A 19,174-nucleotide genomic window follows, 5' to 3' on the forward strand; every position below is an offset into this window, starting at 1 on the left:
TTCGAAAAGTCAACCTCTAAGAAATGATCCTGATTTTTAGGAAAGGAGCCTATAACATGAAATTACTGATCAGGGATGAACTCAAGATCCTCCTGGAAGAACATGAAAAACCCTGTCTATCAATTTTTATGCCTATGTACCGGACCGGAGCTGAAATTCAACAAAATCCCGTCCGATTTAAGAATATGCTTCGGGAAGCCGAAGAACGTCTGATCACAAGTGGTCAGGAAGAACAAGATGTTAAAGAACTCCTGGATCCGGTCCAGGAGTTGTTGAAGGAGGATGATTTTTGGCAACATCCCCTCAATGGGTTGGCGGTATACCGCTCTCCAGACTTCTTTCGTTACTATCGCCTTCCCTTTGATCTTCAAGAGCTGATAATCATTGCCGATCACTTTTATATCAAACCACTTCTCCCTATATTCTATGCTGAAAAGCGATTCTATATATTGGCTCTTAGCCAGAACCAAGTCAAGTTGTTTCAAGCCACCCGTTATAGTATCAATGAGGTCGAATTAAAAGGTATCCCTCAAAGTCTTGCCGAAGCTCTTAAATATGAATATCCTGAAAAGCAACCTCAATTCCGTACCAGTGCACCAGGAGGGAAACAACACCCAGGTCCGCGACGAGCAGCTGTTTTTTATGCTTATGGAGTAGATATCGATGATGCTAAAGGTCGGATCCTACGCTATTTTCGGGAGATTGACGCAGGATTGCATGGATTGTTTAGGGATGAACAAGTACCCCTCATACTGGCAAGCGTTGAGTATCTATTTCCGATTTACCGAGAAGCAAATACCTATCCTTATCTGATGGAGAAAGGAATCCCCGGAAACCCCGAGTTGCTGAGTGCAGAAGAATTACATAAGCAAGCCTGGGCTATTGCACAGCCTTATTTTCAGAAGGCACAAGAGGAAGCTGCAGCCCGGTACCGGGAGTTGGCAGGGAGTGGCCGGGTTTCCAATAACATTAGAGAGATCATCCCGGCTGCCCACTATGGACGGGTCGAATCCTTGTTTGTTGCTGCGGGCTATCAACAATGGGGGACCTTTGATCCGGATACCAATCGGATTGATCTACACCAGAGTGCTGAACCGGGAGATGAGGATCTACTGGATTTAGCAGTTATTCAAACCCTTCTGCATGGTGGAAGCGTTTATACCGTTAGTCTGGAAGAAATGCCTGATGGGCAAAAGCGGGAACCGTTAGCTGCTATATTTCGCTATTAAATAAGAGTGTACTTCCAACTTTTCAACTTTCTTTTAATTTAATGAGTAACCAATCCCGAGAGCGACCTTTTATACGTACCAATACATAGGGACCCTTTAACTTTTGACCCTGTAAGGTGAACTTGAGTTGGTCCGGCCCGGCTTTCTCCAGCGAATAGGTTCCTTGATCCCAGATATGGACCATCCCTGCTCCATACAGACCTTCAGGGATAACCCCTTCAAAATTAATATAATCTACGGGATGGTCCTCTACTTGCACGGCCAGGCGACGTATGCCGGGTTTTTGGGGTGGACCCTTGGGCACGGCCCAACTCCGCAGTACCCCTGCCATCTCCAGTCGGAAGTCATAGTGTAAGTGACTGGCCTGATGCTCCTGCACAACGAAGCGGTGCTGTTTGTTATCCAGCCTCATACTCCAGGGCTTTGGTGATTTCACAGAATTTTGTTTTGGATGATAGGTTGCCAAGGTTATAATTTCCTCTCGGACTTTAATGCCTACGGTTTCTGAATCTCTTTTGACCCGCGTCCTAACTCTTCTTCCAGTTTCAAGACATTTAGTGTAGTCTTTAGGACACTGTCCGGATTCAAGCTTATGGAGTCAATACCAAGCCGTACCAGGTATTCTGCCATTTCTGGATAGTCCGAAGGGGCCTGACCGCAAATACCTGAATGGCGATGGTTTCGATGTGCTCCTTCTACGGTCTGACGTATCATCTCCTTGACTCCGGGGTCCCGTTCATCAAAATCGAAAGCTACGATCTCCGAATCGCGGTCCACACCTAAAACAAGCTGGGTTAGATCATTAGAGCCAATGGAGAAACCATCAAAGATACGAGAAAAGGCATCGATCTGAATTACATTGTTGGGGATCTCGCACATCACATAGATTTCAAGACCGTTCTCGCCCTGCCTTAATCCATACCCGGCCATGGCCTGGAGTACTTTCTCTCCTTCTTCTACCCGGCGACAGAAAGGTATCATGAGTTTTACATTGGTTAATCCCATTTCTTCGCGTACCCGACGCATAGCGGCGCACTCCAAGGCAAAACCTTCGGCATAAGCAGGATGAGCGTAGCGTGAAGCACCCCGGAAGCCAAGCATAGGATTGGCTTCCACAGGCTCGAAGTATTTACCTCCCAGGAGACGGGCATACTCGTTGGTCTTGAAATCAGACATGCGTACAATTACAGGCTTTGGGTAAAAGGCGGCTGCGATAGTCCCTACCCCTTCGGAGAGTTTTTCCACAAAGAAATCGGCCGGTTTAGTATGGTGCCGGGTGAGGGCTTCCAACTCTGCACGCTCCTTGGGATCTTCGACCTTCTCCGGGTATAACAAAGCCATGGGATGGGCCTTGATGTACTCGCTGATAATGAACTCCATACGAGCCAGTCCTACCCCATCATTGGGAAGGAAGCTGGTCTCAAAAGCTGTTTCTGGATTGCCGATATTAATCATGATCTTGGTAACCGGTCGTCTGAGTTGGCTGAGGTCAATTCTGTGCACCTCAAAGGGGAGGCTACCTTCATAGACCTTGCCTATGTCCCCTTCTGCGCAGGAAACCGTGACGGTACTACCACTCTTGATTCGTTCGGTAGCTCCACCTGCTCCTACCACAGCTGGAATCCCTAACTCCCGAGCAACAATGGCAGCATGACAGGTACGACCTCCCCGGTTGGTAACAATAGCCGACGCTTTCTTCATCACCGGCCCCCAATCTGGGGTAGTGGTATCAGCAACCAAAACTTCTCCTTCCTTAAATTCTCGAAGATGGGATACATTGGAGATTACATGAGCTATCCCGGTGGCAATCTTAGTCCCTACCGAACGACCGGTAACTAAAACTGGACCTCTGCTCTTTAGCTCATACTCCTCAAGGATATGCCCTTTTTTCTGTGAAGCCACCGTCTCAGGTCGGGCCTGTACCAAATAAAGTTTTCCATCCAGGCCATCCTTAGCCCATTCCATATCCATAGGCATTTCATGTCCTGCCTTGGTGCTGTAGTGCTGCTCTACCTGGATGGCATAGTCTGCCAGGGTTAATACCTCTTCATCGTTGATGCAGAAACGCTCCCGGTCTGCACGAGGGGTGGGGATATTCCGCGTTGCTTCCCGGGTCCCTCCTTCTGCATAAATCATTTTGATCTGCTTCTCTCCCAGGTTTCGGCGCAATACCGCGCGATATCCTTTCTTGAAGGTAGGTTTATGGACATACCACTCATCCGGGTCCAACGCACCCTGCACTACGTTCTCACCAAGACCATAAGCGCCTGTAATGAATACCACATCCCGAAAACCGGACTCTGTATCCAGGGAGAACATAACCCCACTGGCAGCCAAATCTGAACGCACCATTTTCATGATACCGATGGATAGAGCAACCTTGAAATGATCGAAACCATGGTTGATCCGATAATGAATGGCACGGTTGGTAAAGAGACTTGCAAAGCAGCGTCGACAGGCATCTAAAAGTACTGCGTCCCCTTTGATATGAAGGTAAGTCTCATGTTGCCCGGCAAAACTGGCTGTGGGCAGGTCTTCGGCAGTAGCCGAACTACGTACCGCTACGGTCATCTCTGGATCATATTCTTCCTGGAGCCGATGATAAGCAGTAAGAATCTCGTCCCGCAGATCCTCCGGAAGGCCAGCTCCGTAAATAATATCCCGAGCCTGCTTACCTCGATGTGCCAGATCTTGGATATTCTTGGGGTCCAGGCTTTCCAGGATATTTCGTAATTGATTCCAGGCTTTAGCGCTATCCAGGATATAACGATAGGCATCGGCCGTAATAGCAAAACCATTGGGTACCAGCACCCCTTTTGGAGTCAGTTCCCGGTACATCTCCCCTAAAGAAGCGTTTTTACCCCCGACAAGGGGTATATCGCTCAGACTTATTTCCCGGAAAAAGCGAATATATTTAAATGACTTAGACATCTTAATTTAATCCTTCCTACGGAGAGTGGGGGATGTGAAGTCACTATCTCATCCCTCACCACAGGATTTGAAAATTCCTCCTTTTTCGTTATTTCTGCTTCCCAAGTCTTTTAATTTCTTTTACAATAAGTATGCCAAACCGTTTTTCGATTTCTAGGCTGTGGAGTTTCTAACAGAGAGACCCAGAGAAGGATTTGACAAAAAACAGGAGACTTCAAATAATCCTGCTGAAAAAACTTGTCAGGAACTTCCTCACGAAATAAATAATCTAAAAAGAGCGATGGGAGTTGAGGCAAGCCTTTCGTTGAGCGTTCAAACTATTTTAGTCAAAGCCATTTTGCGGAGAGGTGATTCATGATTATTGCCCTGGCATCACCGCGTATCGCCACAACCCTTGAGGAGGGTTTAGATAAGATCAAGCGGCTTTTATCCGAAGCTTCAGCCCAAGGGGCAGAAATCGCGTGTTTCCCAGAAGCCTATCTCCCAGGTCTGCGGGGACAGGATTTTGAAGTGTTGCCCTTTGATCACGCCCAGCAGGAGCGGGTACTTCAGACCGTAGCCCAATGGGCACGGACGTATGCAATAGCCGCTATCCTCGGGATGGAAAGGCTCACAGAGGTGGGCCGACAGATTGTTGCCTTTGTCATTGACGCCCAGGGCCAGATTCAAGGATACCAAACCAAAAACCAACTGGCCCCGACCGAAGATCGGTTCTATGTGCCCGGAAATACCCGACGCCTCTTCGAGATCCGGGGGATTAAATTTGGCGTGGTAATTTGCCATGAGGGGTGGCGCTATCCCGAGACGGTGCGATGGGCGGCGGTGCGGGGAGCCAAAATCGTCTTTCACCCCCACCATACAGGGAGTGATCAAGGGGGTGTTCGTCTGACGCAGTGGGGGGCGGTCCATGGGCCTTACTACGAGAAGGCGATGATGCTTCGTAGCCTGGAGAACACCATCTACTTTGCCAGTGTCAATTACGCCTTGCGGTTCCAAGAATCGGCGACCAGTTTGATCACTCCATCCGGGCAGTGCCAGGCATACTTGCCCTATGGAGAAGAAGGAGTATTGGTCCAGGCGATCAACGTGGAGGAAGCAACGGGATTGCTGGCCCTGCGATATGCTCCCGAGCGTTATCAAGAATTCAGGATGGAATGAGTGCCTGGCACCCTATGCAACACCAGCTTTACAGGGTACTAATCGGTATCCTTCTTGGGTTTAAAGGTCCTTTCCATCAACTCAAACTTTGTAATCCGATCCAGCCGGAAATTTCGAACTTCCTGACGGAGATGGCAGTAGCCTTTTAAATAAATCTGCTCATCGAGTTTAAGAAAAAAATAAGGATCTACCAGCCGTCCCACCTTCTCTTTCTGCTTCGTAGACTTGTATTCTATAAAAACGGAGCGTCGTTCTTGAGCAGCCTTTCGAAGTCCCTGGATCAGATCCAGGGGATAGCGTTTAAAGGCCTGATTCTCCCACAGGGGGAATCGGTAAAAAGGACCATGTCGCTTGAGCAATCCACCCAGAGTAAATATCCCTTCTGCCTGAAGCTTATCCAGGAAAATGTTAAATAGATCCTTTGTAACCAGGGCATCTCCCAACCCCCGATGAGCCTGGGGATGCGTAATATTGAATCTTTGCCTTAACTCATCCAGATTATGATGTTTGTATTGAGGATAAAGGACCCGGGATAAGGTAAGGGTATCGAGGGTTTTGTTATCAGTGGGGGTTAGCTTTTCTTTCTCGAAGGCAACGGCCAGAAAACTCAGATCATAGGGTGCATTATGGGCAACCAGCAGAGTATCCTGGATAAACTCCACAAACCTCGGAAGCACTTCTTTCAGGGGCGGGGCCTCTGCCACCATATCGTTGGTAATATGGGTAAGGGCGGAAACTTCGGAGGAGATAGAACAGCCTGGATTCACCAGTTGATTAAAAATTCCCAGGATTTCCTTATCTTTAAACTTAACGGCTCCAATCTCGCAAATTTGATCCCCCGAAAGGGGATCTAAACCCGTTGTTTCCAAATCGAAGGCTACAAAGGTAATATCTTTAAAATGCGTTGAAGGTTCCACATAGATAATATATGGCAGAAGGGTCTTAAATTTCTATGAACTTTATCCTGTTTTATCCTAAAAACTTATCCAGGAGGGAATTTTGTCGTAAAACAAAGAGCCAAAATGAGGGGAGGAAGGTCCTGGTTGTTCCGCTCATTTTGGCTTTTTAAGAAGGGGGAAGGGATTTACTAAGCAACCCCATACTTCTTAAACCATTCTTGCAGACGTTTCCAGCCATCTTCGGCTGCTTCCTTACGATAACTGGGTCGATAGTCAGCATGGAAGCCGTGGGGGGCCTCGGGATAGACTATGATTTCGGAGGGATTACCCGCAGCTTTCAGGGCCTGACGCATCTGTTCAACGGTATCCAGGGGAATACCCTGATCTTTTCCACCATAGAGGCCTAAAACCGGTACCTTAAGGAACGGGGCTATATCGATAGGATGCTTTGGTTGAAGTTCGTTGGGCTGACCCACCAAACGGCCATACCAGGCAACCCCTGCCTTTACCTTTGGATTATGGGCAGCATAGAGCCATACAATTCGCCCACCCCAGCAAAATCCGGTAATTCCAAGCCTGGACACATCCCCCTTACCGGATTTCTCAGCCCAACTAACGGTGGCATCCAGATCGGACATAACCTGTGCATCCGGGACCTTGGAAACGACCTTGGAGAGGATTTCTCCTATATCGGTCATTTTGGATACATCTCCTTGTCGGGCATACAGATCGGGTGCCACGGCCAAATAGCCTAATTTGGCAAGGCGACGGCAGACATCTTTGATGTATTCATGAACCCCAAAAATTTCTTGAACAACCAACACAACGGGGAATGGCCCTCCAGAGGAAGGCATAGCTCTGTACGCAGGGAATTCACCATCTGCAGTAGGAATCTTTACCTCTCCTGCCGTTAACCCGGTGGTATCGGTGGTAATTGTTTGTGCGGAAACCGGCTGCACTGCCAGAGCAAATCCGGTTGCCAACGTAGTGACTACAAACTCCCTCCTCGTAAACTCTGTCTTCGGCATCAAACTTTTCAAATCTTCATGCATCGTACTTTCTCCTTCCATACATAACATATCCTAAAACGGATCTATACTCTACTTTTACAGTTTTTAAAGGTTTATCCCTGAAGGGGTCAAAAGTATGGGAGTATGGGAGTATATTCTCCCACACCTCCCTACCTCCACACTTCCATACTTTCACAGTCCTTCGCGGATAAAAATGCAAAAGTGTAGATCTATACTATTTAGGATTTAAACGGGTTGTTAACCAATCGTTTCGATCCTGTCAGGATAATATGTATTACCCTATTCCAGAGAAATACTTTTAAGCAAGTACAATTTTTTTTCCCTCTAGTACACTGTTTACTTAATTTTAGCCTCATAGGGCTACTTTCACTCCCCAGCTCCCCTCTCCCGCAGCGTGGGAGAGGGGCCGGGGGTGAGGGTCCCTTAAAAGTCAAGCAAAACTAAGTAAACAAAGTACTAGGATACTTACCGTATTTCTTTAAAATTGAACCTTCTCGTTCTCAGGTATAACACCAATTCAATATAGAAACCTGGCCTAGATGGTAGGGACGAGGGGACGCGGGGACACAGCGACGCGGAGACCCAACCCTTCCCTAGGGAAACCTGACCTAAATGGTAGGGGCAGCCCTCTGGGACTGCCCTATTTAAGGTCGATCCCATCGGGGTCATCGCCTCTACACATAATGTGACATCTTTATGGAGAATTGGTATAATCTGGGAATGAGGCAGGAACGGAAGTTTATATAAAACTACAAGGATATAGCTACCTACAGATTTGATAATTTTTTCATAACTTTTGCTCCCGACAAGACCATCAACAGCTTTTTCTTGTAAAGGCGCTCTCCAGGTATCTAGGTAAGAGATTTGCCGAGATGCTCCAACAGGTCTATGACCGGCGTAAGCCCTCTGAGACACCTCCCTTGTGGCTTCAAACGGACTCGACATTAAGGGTTTCTAGCCCTGGGCTGTCGTACCGAATCACTTGAACTTGCCATAAAGTTGCTCAATATTGCTGCACGGGTTATTGTGGGGAGCCTGGTTCAAATGGCCTGTGATCCACAGACCAAAACCGAAAAAAATTCTTGACATTTCTTAACATTTAAGGAAATATTATCATTCTAACGAAAACATAACAAGTCTGAACATGACCTTGCTCTCCCCACCGGAGTATTGAAATTCTGCCAGAGGACTAGGGTTTATAAAGAAAAAATTAGTAGCCGGAAGACTTTTATTTTGGAACCTGAAAAATCCGCCAAACCAAAATTTCTGGATCAGGTGCGTACAGCCTCGTACCCGGCATTACAGTCAACGCACCGAAGAAGCGTATGTGAGTTGAATTAAGTGCTTTATTCTATTCCACAACAAGCGCCATCCGGCAGAGATGGGTGCCAAAGAGATCTTCGAAAGATCCACTTTCCGGAGTAAGACGAAGGTACCACTTAGGCGAATGGACATTACAGTGTGCCGTCAAAGAGGCTCGGCAAGAATTTTATCGCTATTTCCCGTAGGTAGTAGCCGTAAGAGTCGGTGAGGGGGAGAAGGCAAGAAGGAAGGGGGATTTTGCCTAACTTGGCTTGTAGTTGACCGAGGGTGGCGGGCGGGGGGAGTGGTTGACTTTGAAGACCTGTTCGCCCCCTCGGCAACTGAAGCAGGATCGTTAGGCCTCAACGCCGAGAGCGAATTGCGCAAAGGTAGCGCGTTCACCTTCACGCTGCCACTTGACCAGAAATGAAACCACGAAAGACACGAAATGGACGCAAGGGGCCGACCTGTCTTTCGGTTTTCGTATCTTTCGTGTATTCGTGGTGAGCCTCTCATGAAAGCTAGAATCCTCCTGATCGAAGCCAACGAGCAGAACCGTTACCTCGCCACGTTCCTGTTGGAGAAGCACGGCTTCACCGTGGTCCACGCGCCCGACGGCCCGGCTGGCATCGCGCGCGCCAGGCAGGAGCGGTTCGATCTCATCCTGCTCGACATTCAATTGCCCGATATGGACGGCTATGAGGTTGCGCGCGCGTTGCGCGCCGAGCCGGCGCTGGCCGGAGTGCCGATTGTCGCCGTGACCTCCTACGCGATGGTCGGCGATCGCGAGAAGGCGTTGGACTCGGGTTGCACCGGCTACCTGGAGAAACCCATCAACCCGGACACGTTCGTCGCGGAAGTCTGCCGCCATCTGCGACCGCCCGGTGGAGAAAGCGAGGAAGCAATCGTGCTCAAGGAATACAGCGAAACACTGGTCCGCAAACTGGAGGAGAAAGTCGCCGAACTCGAACAAGCCAACCGCGCGTTGCGCGAGAGCGAAGCGCGCTTCCGGGCGATTTTCGAGAGCGAACCGGAGTGCGTGAAGCTCCTGGCAGCCGATGGCTCGCTGCTCGCCATGAATCCCGCCGGATTGCAGATGCTCGAAGCTGATTCGTTCGAGCAGGTCGAGCGCCACTGCATGTATCCGCTTGTGGTGGAGGAACACCGCTCCGCCTTCCGTGAACTGACGGAGCGGGTGATGCGCGGGGAGTCCGATACGCTTGAATTCCAGATCGTCGGCCTCAAGGGTGGACGCCGCTGGTTGGAGACCCACGCCAGCCCGCTGACCGACGCGACCGGGAGAATCGTGGCGGTGCTCGGCATCACACGCGATATCACCGAGCGCAAGCAGGCCGAAGCGGCGCTCCGCGAGAGTGAGGAGCGCTTTCGCCTGCTGGTGGACCATGCGCCCGAGGCGGTGGTGCTGCTCGACGTGGAGACCGGCCGCTTCGTGCATAGCAATCCGGCTGCCGAAACGCTCTTCAAGCTGCCCGCCACCGAGCTGGCCCGGGTCGGCCCGGTCGAGCTCAGCCCGCCAGTCCAACCTGACGGCCAACCTTCTGAAACCAAAGCCCGTGCGCTCATTGCCGCCGCGCTTGCCGGCGAGAAACCCGTCTTCGAGTGGATGCACCGCGACGCCACCGGCCGCGACATCCCCTGTGAGGTACGGTTGCTGCGGATGGAACTAGGGGGGCGGACGATCGTGCGCGGCAGCGTGCTGGACATCTCGGAGCGTAAGGCTGCCGAGGCGCGCATCGGCCAGCTCAGCCGCACTTACGCGGTGCTGAGCGGTATCAACCAGGCCATCGTCCGCGAAAAAGACCCACAGGCGTTGCTGACCAGCGCCTGCCGCATCGCCGTCGAAAAAGGCGGCTTTTGCCTGGCCTGGATCGGTTTGGCCGGGGCGGACGGGTGGTTGCGGGTCACGGCCCACGCGGGGGCAACGCCGGAGACGATCGAAGTGGTCCGTGCCTTTGTGGAAGGCCCGCAACCGGACTGCGCCTTCACCTATCACGCGCTGCAGCAGGGCGAGCGGGCTGTGTGCCTGGACATCGCCAGGGACGAGCGGGCGCGCAACTGGCGTGACGCAGCACTGGCGCGCGGTTGCCGTGCGATGGCCTCCCTGCCGCTGCAGGTGGGGGACCGCACGGTAGGCACGTTCAACCTTTACGCGAGCGTGGCGGGCTTCTTCGACCAGGAAGAACTGCACCTGCTGGACGAGCTGGCGGCGGACATCGGGTTTGCCTTGGAGGCGCACGAGCGGGAACGCGAGCGGCAACGCGCCGAGCAGGCCTTGCGCGAACTCATCCGTACGGTGGACGGCATCGTGTGGGAAGCCGATCCCGACACATTCCACTTCACCTTTGTCAGCTCGCACGCCGAGCGGTTGCTGGGCTACCCGGTGGAACGCTGGTTGAACGAGCCGGACTTTTGGGCTAGCCACCTGCACCCGGACGACCGTGAACGGGCCGTCAACTTCTGTGTTGCCGCCACCCGCGCCGGAAAGGACCATCAGCTCGAATACCGCATGCTGGCCGCGGATGGGCGCGTGGTGTGGCTGCGGGATCTGGTGACGGTAGTCGTCGAGGACGGCCGCCCGGTGAGGTTGCGCGGCATCATGGTGGACGTGACAGCGGCCAAGGAAACCGAGGCGGCCCTGCGCGCCAGCGAGGAACGGTTCCGCGAAATCGCCGAGACCATCGAGGAGGTTTTCTGGGTCACAAACCCGGAGAAAAACCGGATGCTTTACGTCAGCCCGGCCTACGAGCGCATCTGGGGTCGCAGCACGCAGAACCTGTATGCCTCCCCGCGCGACTGGCTGGAGGCCATCCATCCCGACGACCGCCCGCACGTGCTGGAAGCCGCCACCACCCGGCAGACCACAGGCGAGTATGACGTCGAATACCGCATCGTCCGGCCCGACGGCCAGGTGCGCTGGATTCGGGACATGGCGTTTCCCGTGCGGGACGAGTCGGGTCGTGTGGTACGCATCGTGGGCGTGGCGCGGGACATCACCGATCGGCGGCTGGCCCAGGAGCGTTTCCGCCTCCTGATCGAGAATGCGCCGGACATGATCCACGTGATCGACAACCAGGGGTTGCTCTGTTTTCAAAGTCCTTCGGTGGAACAAATCCTCGGCTACACCGAGGAGGAACGGCTGGGCCGCAGCGTCTTTGATCTGGTGCATCCAGACGACTTGGCTGCTGTCCGGGCAGCGCTGGGGCAGGCCGTGGCTCAACCTGGCCAGTCCGTGAGGGTGGAATGCCGGTTGCGGCACAAGAACGGCCAGTGGCGGCTGCTCCAAGCGGTGGGCCGCAGCTTGCCGGAGCAGGCCGCCGAGGGGTTCATCGTGCTCAACTCGCGCGACGTGACCGACCAACGCCGGTTGGAGGAGCAGTTTCGCCAGTCGCAGAAGATGGAGGCGATCGGGCAGTTGGCCGGTGGCGTGGCGCATGATTTCAACAACGTCCTGACCACGATCATCATGCAGTCCGAGTTGCTGGACATGGACGAACAAGTGAGTCCGAAGATCAAAGACGGCCTGCGGCAGATTCGCGCCGCCGCCGGGCGGGCGGCGAATCTCACGCGGCAGTTGCTGCTGTTCAGCCGCCGCCAGGTGATGCAGCCACGCGACGTGGACCTGAATGAGGTCGTGACCAACCTGGCCAGGATGCTGCAGCGGATCATCGGCGAGGACGTGCGCTTACAACTGCACCTGAACCCAATGCCGCTGTGGACACACGCGGACCCCGGCATGTTGGATCAGGTCTTGATGAACCTGGCCGTCAACGCCCGCGACGCCATGCCCGAGGGCGGTCAGTTGCGCATCGAGACGCTGACCAGAACCGTGGACGAAATGCTCGCCCGGCAGCACGGCGATATCTTACCCGGCGACTACGTGGGCTTGCGCGTGACCGATACCGGCTGCGGCATTGCGCCGGAACACCTGGCCCGCATTTTCGAGCCTTTCTTCACCACCAAAGAACCGGGCAAAGGCACGGGCCTGGGGCTGGCCACTGTGTTTGGAATCATAAAGCAGCACGGAGGCTGGATCGAGGTGGAAAGCCAGGTGGGACAGGGAACGACGTTTGAAGCGTATCTGCCCGCTCTGTCCAAGCCCGCCGCGGCTGCGGCGGTAGCCCGAGCGGTTGCCAGACCGCCGGGAGGCACGGAAACCATCCTGCTGGTCGAAGACGACGAGGCTGTGCGGCTGATGACGCGTGCGGTACTGGAACGGCACGGGTACCGGGTGATCGAAGCCCCGGACGGGCTGGCCGCCCTCGAACGCTGGGAACAACATCGCGCGGAGGTGGCGTTGCTGCTGACCGACATGGTGATGCCGCGCGGGATCAGTGGCCACGAGCTGGCCCGGCGGCTGCAGGCCGACCGGACCGATTTGAAGGTGCTTTATATGACAGGTTACAGCGTGGAACTCGCCGGCCGGAAATTGATACCGCAACCGGGCCAGAATTTTCTCCAAAAGCCTCTTCAAGCCGACGTGCTGCTGGCCGCCGTGCGGCGGTGCCTGGACGCGTGAGACGATGGCATCAACGGACGAGTCTTGCCGTGCGGGACACCGGCCGCATGTTCCGCAACCTCTAAAGTTGCGGGATGGTGGCACACGCGTCTCGCGTGTCGGTTTCATGTCACTCGACCGATGTATTCGGCGAGACCTCGGACACAACGTGCTCCGCCACGATGAAAAGCGAACTCGCCTTGCCCCGTGAGATAGGCGACTTTCGCCGGCTGAGAGGTTGCGATCCTGGCAGTGTTATCTCACGGCGCAAGGTAGCACACTCGGTTTACCGGCGCACGAGAATTGGACAGATCAGTGAATGTAATCACGCTGCGGCGTTGATTGCTTCGTCGTGAACTGAGATGGAGGCAATCTTGTGAAGTGGTCTGACAACCAGCTGAAGCTGCCGGCGCGTAGAAGGACCCAGGCGAAGGTCCCCGCGGTCCTCGTGTGCCGTAGCTTAGCCGGAGCGTTAGGCAGGTATATACCCGCAAACAAGGTGTAGAACGATGAAGATGTGGAGGGAATGGATTGTCTCGGACCCTAAAGCGTGATACAGCCCCCTCAGCATGCATAGAGCAGATGACAATGGGTTGCAGGAAAACTGCCTGCTGGGATCTATACGGGGCGGCTGGGTAACTCGTCCTACCGCGATGGCCGAACCACGTACTTCTGAATAATATCCCTTGTTTTAACATACCTGTGAATCTTAATCTTATCTGAAAGTGAAATGGGTCGAGTATACTTTCTAGCCCTATTTGTATGGAAGTACCGTCCAATGGTCGGATTCATCATTGGGCATTCATTCCAGAAGTAGGTAAGTATTTACGGGTTGTCACGAAACCAGATGGGGAACCTGTACATAAGGCATTCTTTGACCGTGGCTTTAGACCATAGCCTGAGGAGTAGACCCTATGAAGTTTCGATAGGACTCAGACACCGACAGGGGCTTAGAAAAGCATTTGAAAAAAGACAACTTAGTGGTACGGACTCAACTTTTAACTACAAAAGGAAAGGAGAAAGTTTATGGCCGAACCTGCAATTCTTGAAGTATTCTCAGACTATGTTTGACCCTGGTGCTATTTCAGTACGGGACGTATTGAGGAACTACGAAAAAACTATGAGGTAGAAATTAAATGGAGGGCTTTTCCTCTTCATCCCGAAACTCCAGAAGAGGGACAGACCCTGGAAGAACTTTTTGCGGGCCGTTCTCTGGATCTCGCCATCATGATGGCTCGCCTGAAGCAAGTAGCCGCCGTTGAAGGATTACCCTTTGGGGAACGTAGAATGACCTATAACAGTCGTTTAGCCCAGGAATTAGGTAAATGGGCAGAATCCCAGGGTAAGGGCGATGAATTTCATAGGGCGGTTTTTCGAGCTTATTTTGGAGAGGGTAAGAATATCGGAAAGATTCCAGTACTCATAGATATAGCCCGATCTGTGGGTCTTTCAGATAAAGAGGCTCAGGCTGTGCTTGAGGAAAGAACCTTTAAGGAAGCCGTTGATTCCGATTGGCACCGCTCTTATCTTATGGGAATCACAGGGGTTCCGACTTTCGTAATCAACAGGCAAGGAGTTGTGGGCGCGCAACCCTATGAGGTGCTGGAATTACTGATGAAGGCAGCGAATGTAAAAAAGCGTCAACCCGATCAGTAAAACCTCCCATTTTCCTCTACAGGTTGAGAAAGCCAGTCTCAAATCCAGGAAACCTTCTGTTCCCTTACCGTTGGTTTTCATAAAGTAGAGTTTTCCATTAAATTTTTATTGACAAACCTTCCTCGGATAAATGATATAATTAAACATAATAAGCCTTTATAAGGTACTCTCCCTTCAATTAGAAATGATCCAAAGGGATACCCCTCGAGTTTACAAGCGATCTTAAAAGCGTTTTAACCCGTTTGATCTTTGAACAGTAGGAGGAAATATTTACGTGAGTTAACTAACCTTAGGAGGTGGATGTGTTATGAGAGTAAGGATTTTCGCCGGGGTTCTTGGGACTACTATAGGTATAACGCTATTACCAACCAATCTTTTTGTTTTAGCCCAACAGGCTCCTATTCCCGTTGAATCTATCAAAGTGGATATGGCTCCGAAGGTAGATGGGGATGGGAGTGATGAGGTCTGGCAAAAAGCTAAAGAGGTTAAAATTCAAACAAAAGATGGTCCGGAGGCGAAGCTTAAATCGGTCTATACAGACAAGGAAATATTTTTCTTGATTACCTGGCCAGACCAGACAGAATCCATTAATATGGATATGTGGGTTTTCAAAGATGGGGCCTGGTCCATTAAGCAGGAGCCTCGATATGGAGGAAGTCAATCCTGGGATGCGGATCAAGATCGTTTGGCCTTTCAATGGAATATTAAGGACTCTGTTACTGGATTTAATGAAAAAGGTTGCGTGGCTCTCTGCCATGTTGAAGAGAGGGAAGATCGCATGCACACTAACGGTCCCGGGCAATATACGGATATCTGGCAATGGAAGGCAGCTCACTCCAATCCGTTGGGAAAGATCGACAATGGTCACCTGGACAATACGGTGGTCAGTAAAAAAGATCAGCCGGACGAGGAAAAACGTCTCTATGCCGCTCATAAATGGGATGGGACCGGGGATGAGCCCTTTGTAAGAAATATCGAAAATAACGCCCCTAAATGGATGCCCAAAGGGGGGCCCAATAAGGAGCCTTTCTTGATGAAAGGTAACGAAGTTCCCCTGGATCCCAGCGTTGTAAAGTCAGGGGATACTGTTCCGGGTTGGGTGATAGGACCCCTTCCCAAAGGCCGGGATGTCATCAATGCTAAGGGGGTTTATAAAGAGGGTACCTGGACTTTAGAAATCGGTCGGGCCCTGGTGACCGAGAACAAAGATTTTGATATTCAGTTTGAAGATCTCAAAAAACCTTATTATTTTGGGATGGGTATTTGGGAGAATGACCGCTTGTTTGCTCATATGCGTGCAGATGGGCCGTATATGTTGACCTTTAAATAAGGGTCCTGGAGGGAATTTGAGTGAAAAAATTTACAATAGAGAGTCTCGTTTTCTGCTGGAAAGCGTGAGTCTCCAATTGCTTTATGAGGAAAATAAATCGTAAAGTTTTTTTCATCTTTTCTCTGCTTTTCTTTGTGATCCTGATAGGTTCGGCGTTTGCCCAACAACCTGCCGGTGATCAACCTGTGGAGTATCGGGCATTTCCGTATATAGGAAGCCGACAAATCATGTGGATTGCAGCACAATTACACCTGATGTTTGCAGCCTTTATTTTAGGTGTTCCTATTTTTGCAGTGATTGTGGAGTTTATCGGATTCTATGCCCGAGACCCCTTGCAAAAACTACGTTACGACAGACTGGCCAAAGAGTTTACCAAGCTTCTATTAATCGCGTTTTCTGCAACGGCTATCTGGGGAGCCATCCTTACCTTCTTATTTATCACCCTTTATCCCAAGTTTTTTAATTACTTATCGAACATCTTCTCTCCCACCTTATGGATTTATCCTTTTCTCTTTTTTGGAGAAACTTTCACCCTTTATCTTTATTGGTACGGCTGGGAGTGGTTACAGGGGGAGAAGAAAAAATTCCATTTGGCCTTAGGGGTACTTCTAAATCTCTTTGGGATTGCCGTCCTTTTTATTACCGATGCCTGGACGACCTTTATGATGAGTCCCAGTGGAGTGGATGAAAAAGGTAATCTGGTTAGCCTCTGGAAGGCGATTAACAATCCGTTGTGGATGCCTTTAAATATTCATCGGCTGATCGCCAATATCGTTTTTGGAGGTTCCATTGCGGCGGCCTACGCGGCTTTTCGATTTTTATCTTCTAAAACCGAGGAAGAAAGAGCCCATTACGATTGGATGGGATATATTGGGAATTTTATAGCCATTCAAGCCTTTATTGTTCTTCCCTTTGCCGGGTATTGGTTTGGTCGAGAAATTTATGCCTTTGATCAACAACTGGGAATCACCATGATGGGGGGTTTTCTGTCCTGGCTCTGGATTATTCAGGCGATCCTTATCGGAATTATTTTCCTGGCAAGTAATTACTATTTGTGGATCGGTATGGAGCGGATCCCAGGGGCCGAAAGATATCGACTGTATACCCGGCTTATTTTGTTGGTTTTAGTTGTTGGTACACTGGTTTGGGCAACTCCCCATAGCCTGGTGGCCAGTCTGGAAGAAGCGAGAAAAATGGGTGGCGCTCACCATCCTCTTTTGGGAGTTCTGGGGGTTATGTCCGCTAAAAATACCGCGGTCAATATCATGATTCTGAGTACTTTTCTTAGTTTTTTGTTCTATCGGCGGGGCAATAAAATCTCCAGGGTTTCCTGGGCTAAGACCGGTGTGGTTCTTCAAGGGCTTATTCTCTTCCTGGCGGCTTTTATTGTAGTCTTTTACGGAGTTCGTGGTTACTTTGTAGAAGCCATCGTGCGAATTGGATATTCGGTTTATCAGGTTTTAGCCGTATTGAGCGCTATTATCCTGACCATGATCCTGGATATCTTTATGCTCCGTAATGCAGAAGAGATCGGACCCATTCGGTGGGGAAAAATGCCACCCCGTTCTCAATACGCGCTTTTCCTCGTTGCCATTACATTTACCTGGCTTATGGGACTCATGGGATATGCCCGGTCGGCCATTCGACAACACTGGCACGTTTATGGAGTTATGCGTGATACTTCCCCCGAAGCTTTCTCCCCGACATTGGGCTTTGCAGCCGATATGGTTTCCATTTGTGTTCTTCTGTTTTTTGCCCTCGTCTTCTTTATCTTCTGGATTGGTCATCTTGGAGAAAAAACAAAGATCCTTGAGGAACAGGTTGAGGAGGAAGTAGAAGGAATAACCACTGCCAAGCTGAAAGGGGGTTATACAACATGAATGGATCCAATCAATTTATCGGGCTTAAAGTTGTTTTGTTTACGCTGATTGTTATAGGTATTTTTACCTATTATGCCAATAGTATTCCGCAACTGGAGTCAAGACCTCCCAAGGAGCTTTCTCTAAGTAAAGAGAACCTCACTCCAGAAGCTCTGGTTCAGGCTGGTAAAGATATTTTTTATGGAAAAGGAACATGCGCACTTTGCCATGCCATCGGCGAAAAAGGACCCCGAGCTCCTGATTTAGCAGGAGTAGGAGCCAGAGCCGCCACACGTGAGCCGGGAAAATCCGCTAAGGAATACTTGATAGAATCTCTTATTAATCCCACCGCCTATGTGGTGGAAGGGTATCCTCCCATTATGCCTGCGGTTAATAAACCTCCCATTTCTTTAAATCCAACGGAGATTTTAGCCGTTGTAGCATTCCTCGAAAGTCTGGGGGGGACGGTCGATGTTAAACCCTCGGATATCCCTTCTGAAGCCTCTGCTACCGCCGCTTCTGCGACTCCTGCAGCACCTGCTCCCTTGAAACTCCCAGGAAATCCTGAAGCCGGAAAGGCCGTAGCAGAAGTGTGTGTTCAGTGCCATATTATCCCAGGTGTCGGTAAACCCAGAAGACCCAGGGCTCCAGATCTTTCAGCCATTGGAGCTATTGCTACACCCGATTATATTATGGAATCCATTCTGGATCCCGATGCAAAGGTAGTAGCCGGATATCCTGCCGGATTAATGCCTAAAGATTTTGGGGAGAAACTGAAAGCCCAAGAATTTATGGATCTGGTGGCTTTTCTTATGACCTTAAAAGGAGGATCGCCGGAGAGTGGTGAACCGGGTAAAGGAGCTCAACCTGCTGAAGGTCAAAAGAAGGAAGGGGTCCAGGAGACAAAGGCTTCTTCCGTACCGGTCCCCGAAGCTAAACCGGCAGAAACCGAGAAGAAGGAAGGAACCGAATCCCAGGGTAGCAAAAGCCCAACCGCAGGTTCTGAACAGAATAAATCTCAGTAGGGTCATACCTATTTGTAATTAAACGAGTAGCATGTCATTGCGAGCCCTTCGATACCTGCAGGTAAATTCCGCGAAGCCATCCCTTGACTTCAAGGGATGGCTTTGTCCCCTTTGCTTTACCCTGAGCTTCGGCTCATATCGCCCCTTGCAATGACAAACTCTTACTCCATTTGAAAGAGCCTTAACGATGAGTTATCAGGATAAAACGTAAAACATAAGACCTGAAGGCCTCCAGAGG

Annotated in this window: 11 protein-coding genes; 7 read left to right on the forward strand and 4 right to left on the reverse strand. The window is 51.0% G+C overall.

The genetic code is table 11. From position 1 onward, the window contains the following. The first annotated feature begins 56 nt into the window (after nucleotides 1–56). Nucleotides 57–1,229, forward strand: coding sequence for a hypothetical protein (locus tag VNM22_13410; GenBank protein ID HWP48157.1), 1,173 nt, complete (start codon nucleotides 57–59; stop codon nucleotides 1,227–1,229). Nucleotides 1,230–1,251: 22 nt separating this feature from the next. On the opposite strand, the gene VNM22_13415 is transcribed toward VNM22_13410, so the two are convergent. Together VNM22_13415 and ppsA are read right to left on the reverse strand one after the other, a co-directional pair. Continuing rightward, on the reverse strand, nucleotides 1,252–1,695 hold the full coding sequence (locus VNM22_13415; protein ID HWP48158.1) for a DNA polymerase ligase N-terminal domain-containing protein: 444 nt from the start codon (nucleotides 1,693–1,695) through the stop codon (nucleotides 1,252–1,254). 29 nt (nucleotides 1,696–1,724) lie between these two features. Continuing rightward, nucleotides 1,725–4,160 carry a phosphoenolpyruvate synthase gene (gene ppsA, locus VNM22_13420; protein HWP48159.1) on the reverse strand — a complete coding sequence of 812 codons (2,436 nt, stop codon included), beginning with the start codon at nucleotides 4,158–4,160 and terminating at the stop codon, nucleotides 1,725–1,727. A 354-nt stretch (nucleotides 4,161–4,514) separates the two neighbouring features. Here ppsA and VNM22_13425 point away from each other — a divergent pair, with 354 nt between their 5' ends. Further along, a complete protein-coding gene (locus VNM22_13425; GenBank protein ID HWP48160.1) occupies nucleotides 4,515–5,318 on the forward strand; it encodes a carbon-nitrogen hydrolase family protein in 804 nt (267 codons plus the stop codon). A 38-nt stretch (nucleotides 5,319–5,356) separates the two neighbouring features. On the opposite strand, the gene VNM22_13430 is transcribed toward VNM22_13425, so the two are convergent. Next, nucleotides 5,357–6,235 (reverse strand): exonuclease domain-containing protein, encoded by an 879-nt coding sequence (locus VNM22_13430; protein HWP48161.1) that lies wholly within the window; start codon nucleotides 6,233–6,235, stop codon nucleotides 5,357–5,359. Between the two features lie 170 nt (nucleotides 6,236–6,405). Next, nucleotides 6,406–7,287: a dienelactone hydrolase family protein gene (locus VNM22_13435; GenBank protein HWP48162.1), complete on the reverse strand. Its 882-nt coding sequence runs from the start codon at nucleotides 7,285–7,287 to the stop codon at nucleotides 6,406–6,408. A 1,777-nt stretch (nucleotides 7,288–9,064) separates the two neighbouring features. Here VNM22_13435 and VNM22_13440 point away from each other — a divergent pair. The 5 genes from VNM22_13440 (at nucleotide 9,065) to VNM22_13460 (ending at nucleotide 18,936) form a co-directional block, all read left to right on the forward strand. Further along, entirely contained in the window at nucleotides 9,065–13,087 is a 4,023-nt protein-coding gene (locus VNM22_13440; protein ID HWP48163.1) for a PAS domain S-box protein, read from the forward strand. A gap of 1,005 nt (nucleotides 13,088–14,092) precedes the next feature. After that, nucleotides 14,093–14,722, forward strand: a complete 630-nt coding sequence (locus VNM22_13445; GenBank protein HWP48164.1) for a DsbA family oxidoreductase — start codon at nucleotides 14,093–14,095, stop codon at nucleotides 14,720–14,722. Nucleotides 14,723–15,029: 307 nt separating this feature from the next. Next, nucleotides 15,030–16,052, forward strand: coding sequence for an ethylbenzene dehydrogenase-related protein (locus tag VNM22_13450; GenBank protein ID HWP48165.1), 1,023 nt, complete (start codon nucleotides 15,030–15,032; stop codon nucleotides 16,050–16,052). Nucleotides 16,053–16,135: 83 nt separating this feature from the next. Further along, nucleotides 16,136–17,932: a cytochrome ubiquinol oxidase subunit I gene (locus VNM22_13455; protein ID HWP48166.1), complete on the forward strand. Its 1,797-nt coding sequence runs from the start codon at nucleotides 16,136–16,138 to the stop codon at nucleotides 17,930–17,932. Beyond that, nucleotides 17,929–18,936, forward strand: a complete 1,008-nt coding sequence (locus VNM22_13460) for a c-type cytochrome (protein HWP48167.1) — start codon at nucleotides 17,929–17,931, stop codon at nucleotides 18,934–18,936. Before VNM22_13455 ends, VNM22_13460 begins: the two co-directional genes overlap by 4 nt. The last annotated feature ends 238 nt before the right edge of the window (nucleotides 18,937–19,174 follow it).

Source organism: Candidatus Limnocylindrales bacterium (assembly GCA_035559535.1).
Taxonomy (GTDB): Bacteria; Moduliflexota; Moduliflexia; order Moduliflexales; family JAUQPW01; genus JAUQPW01.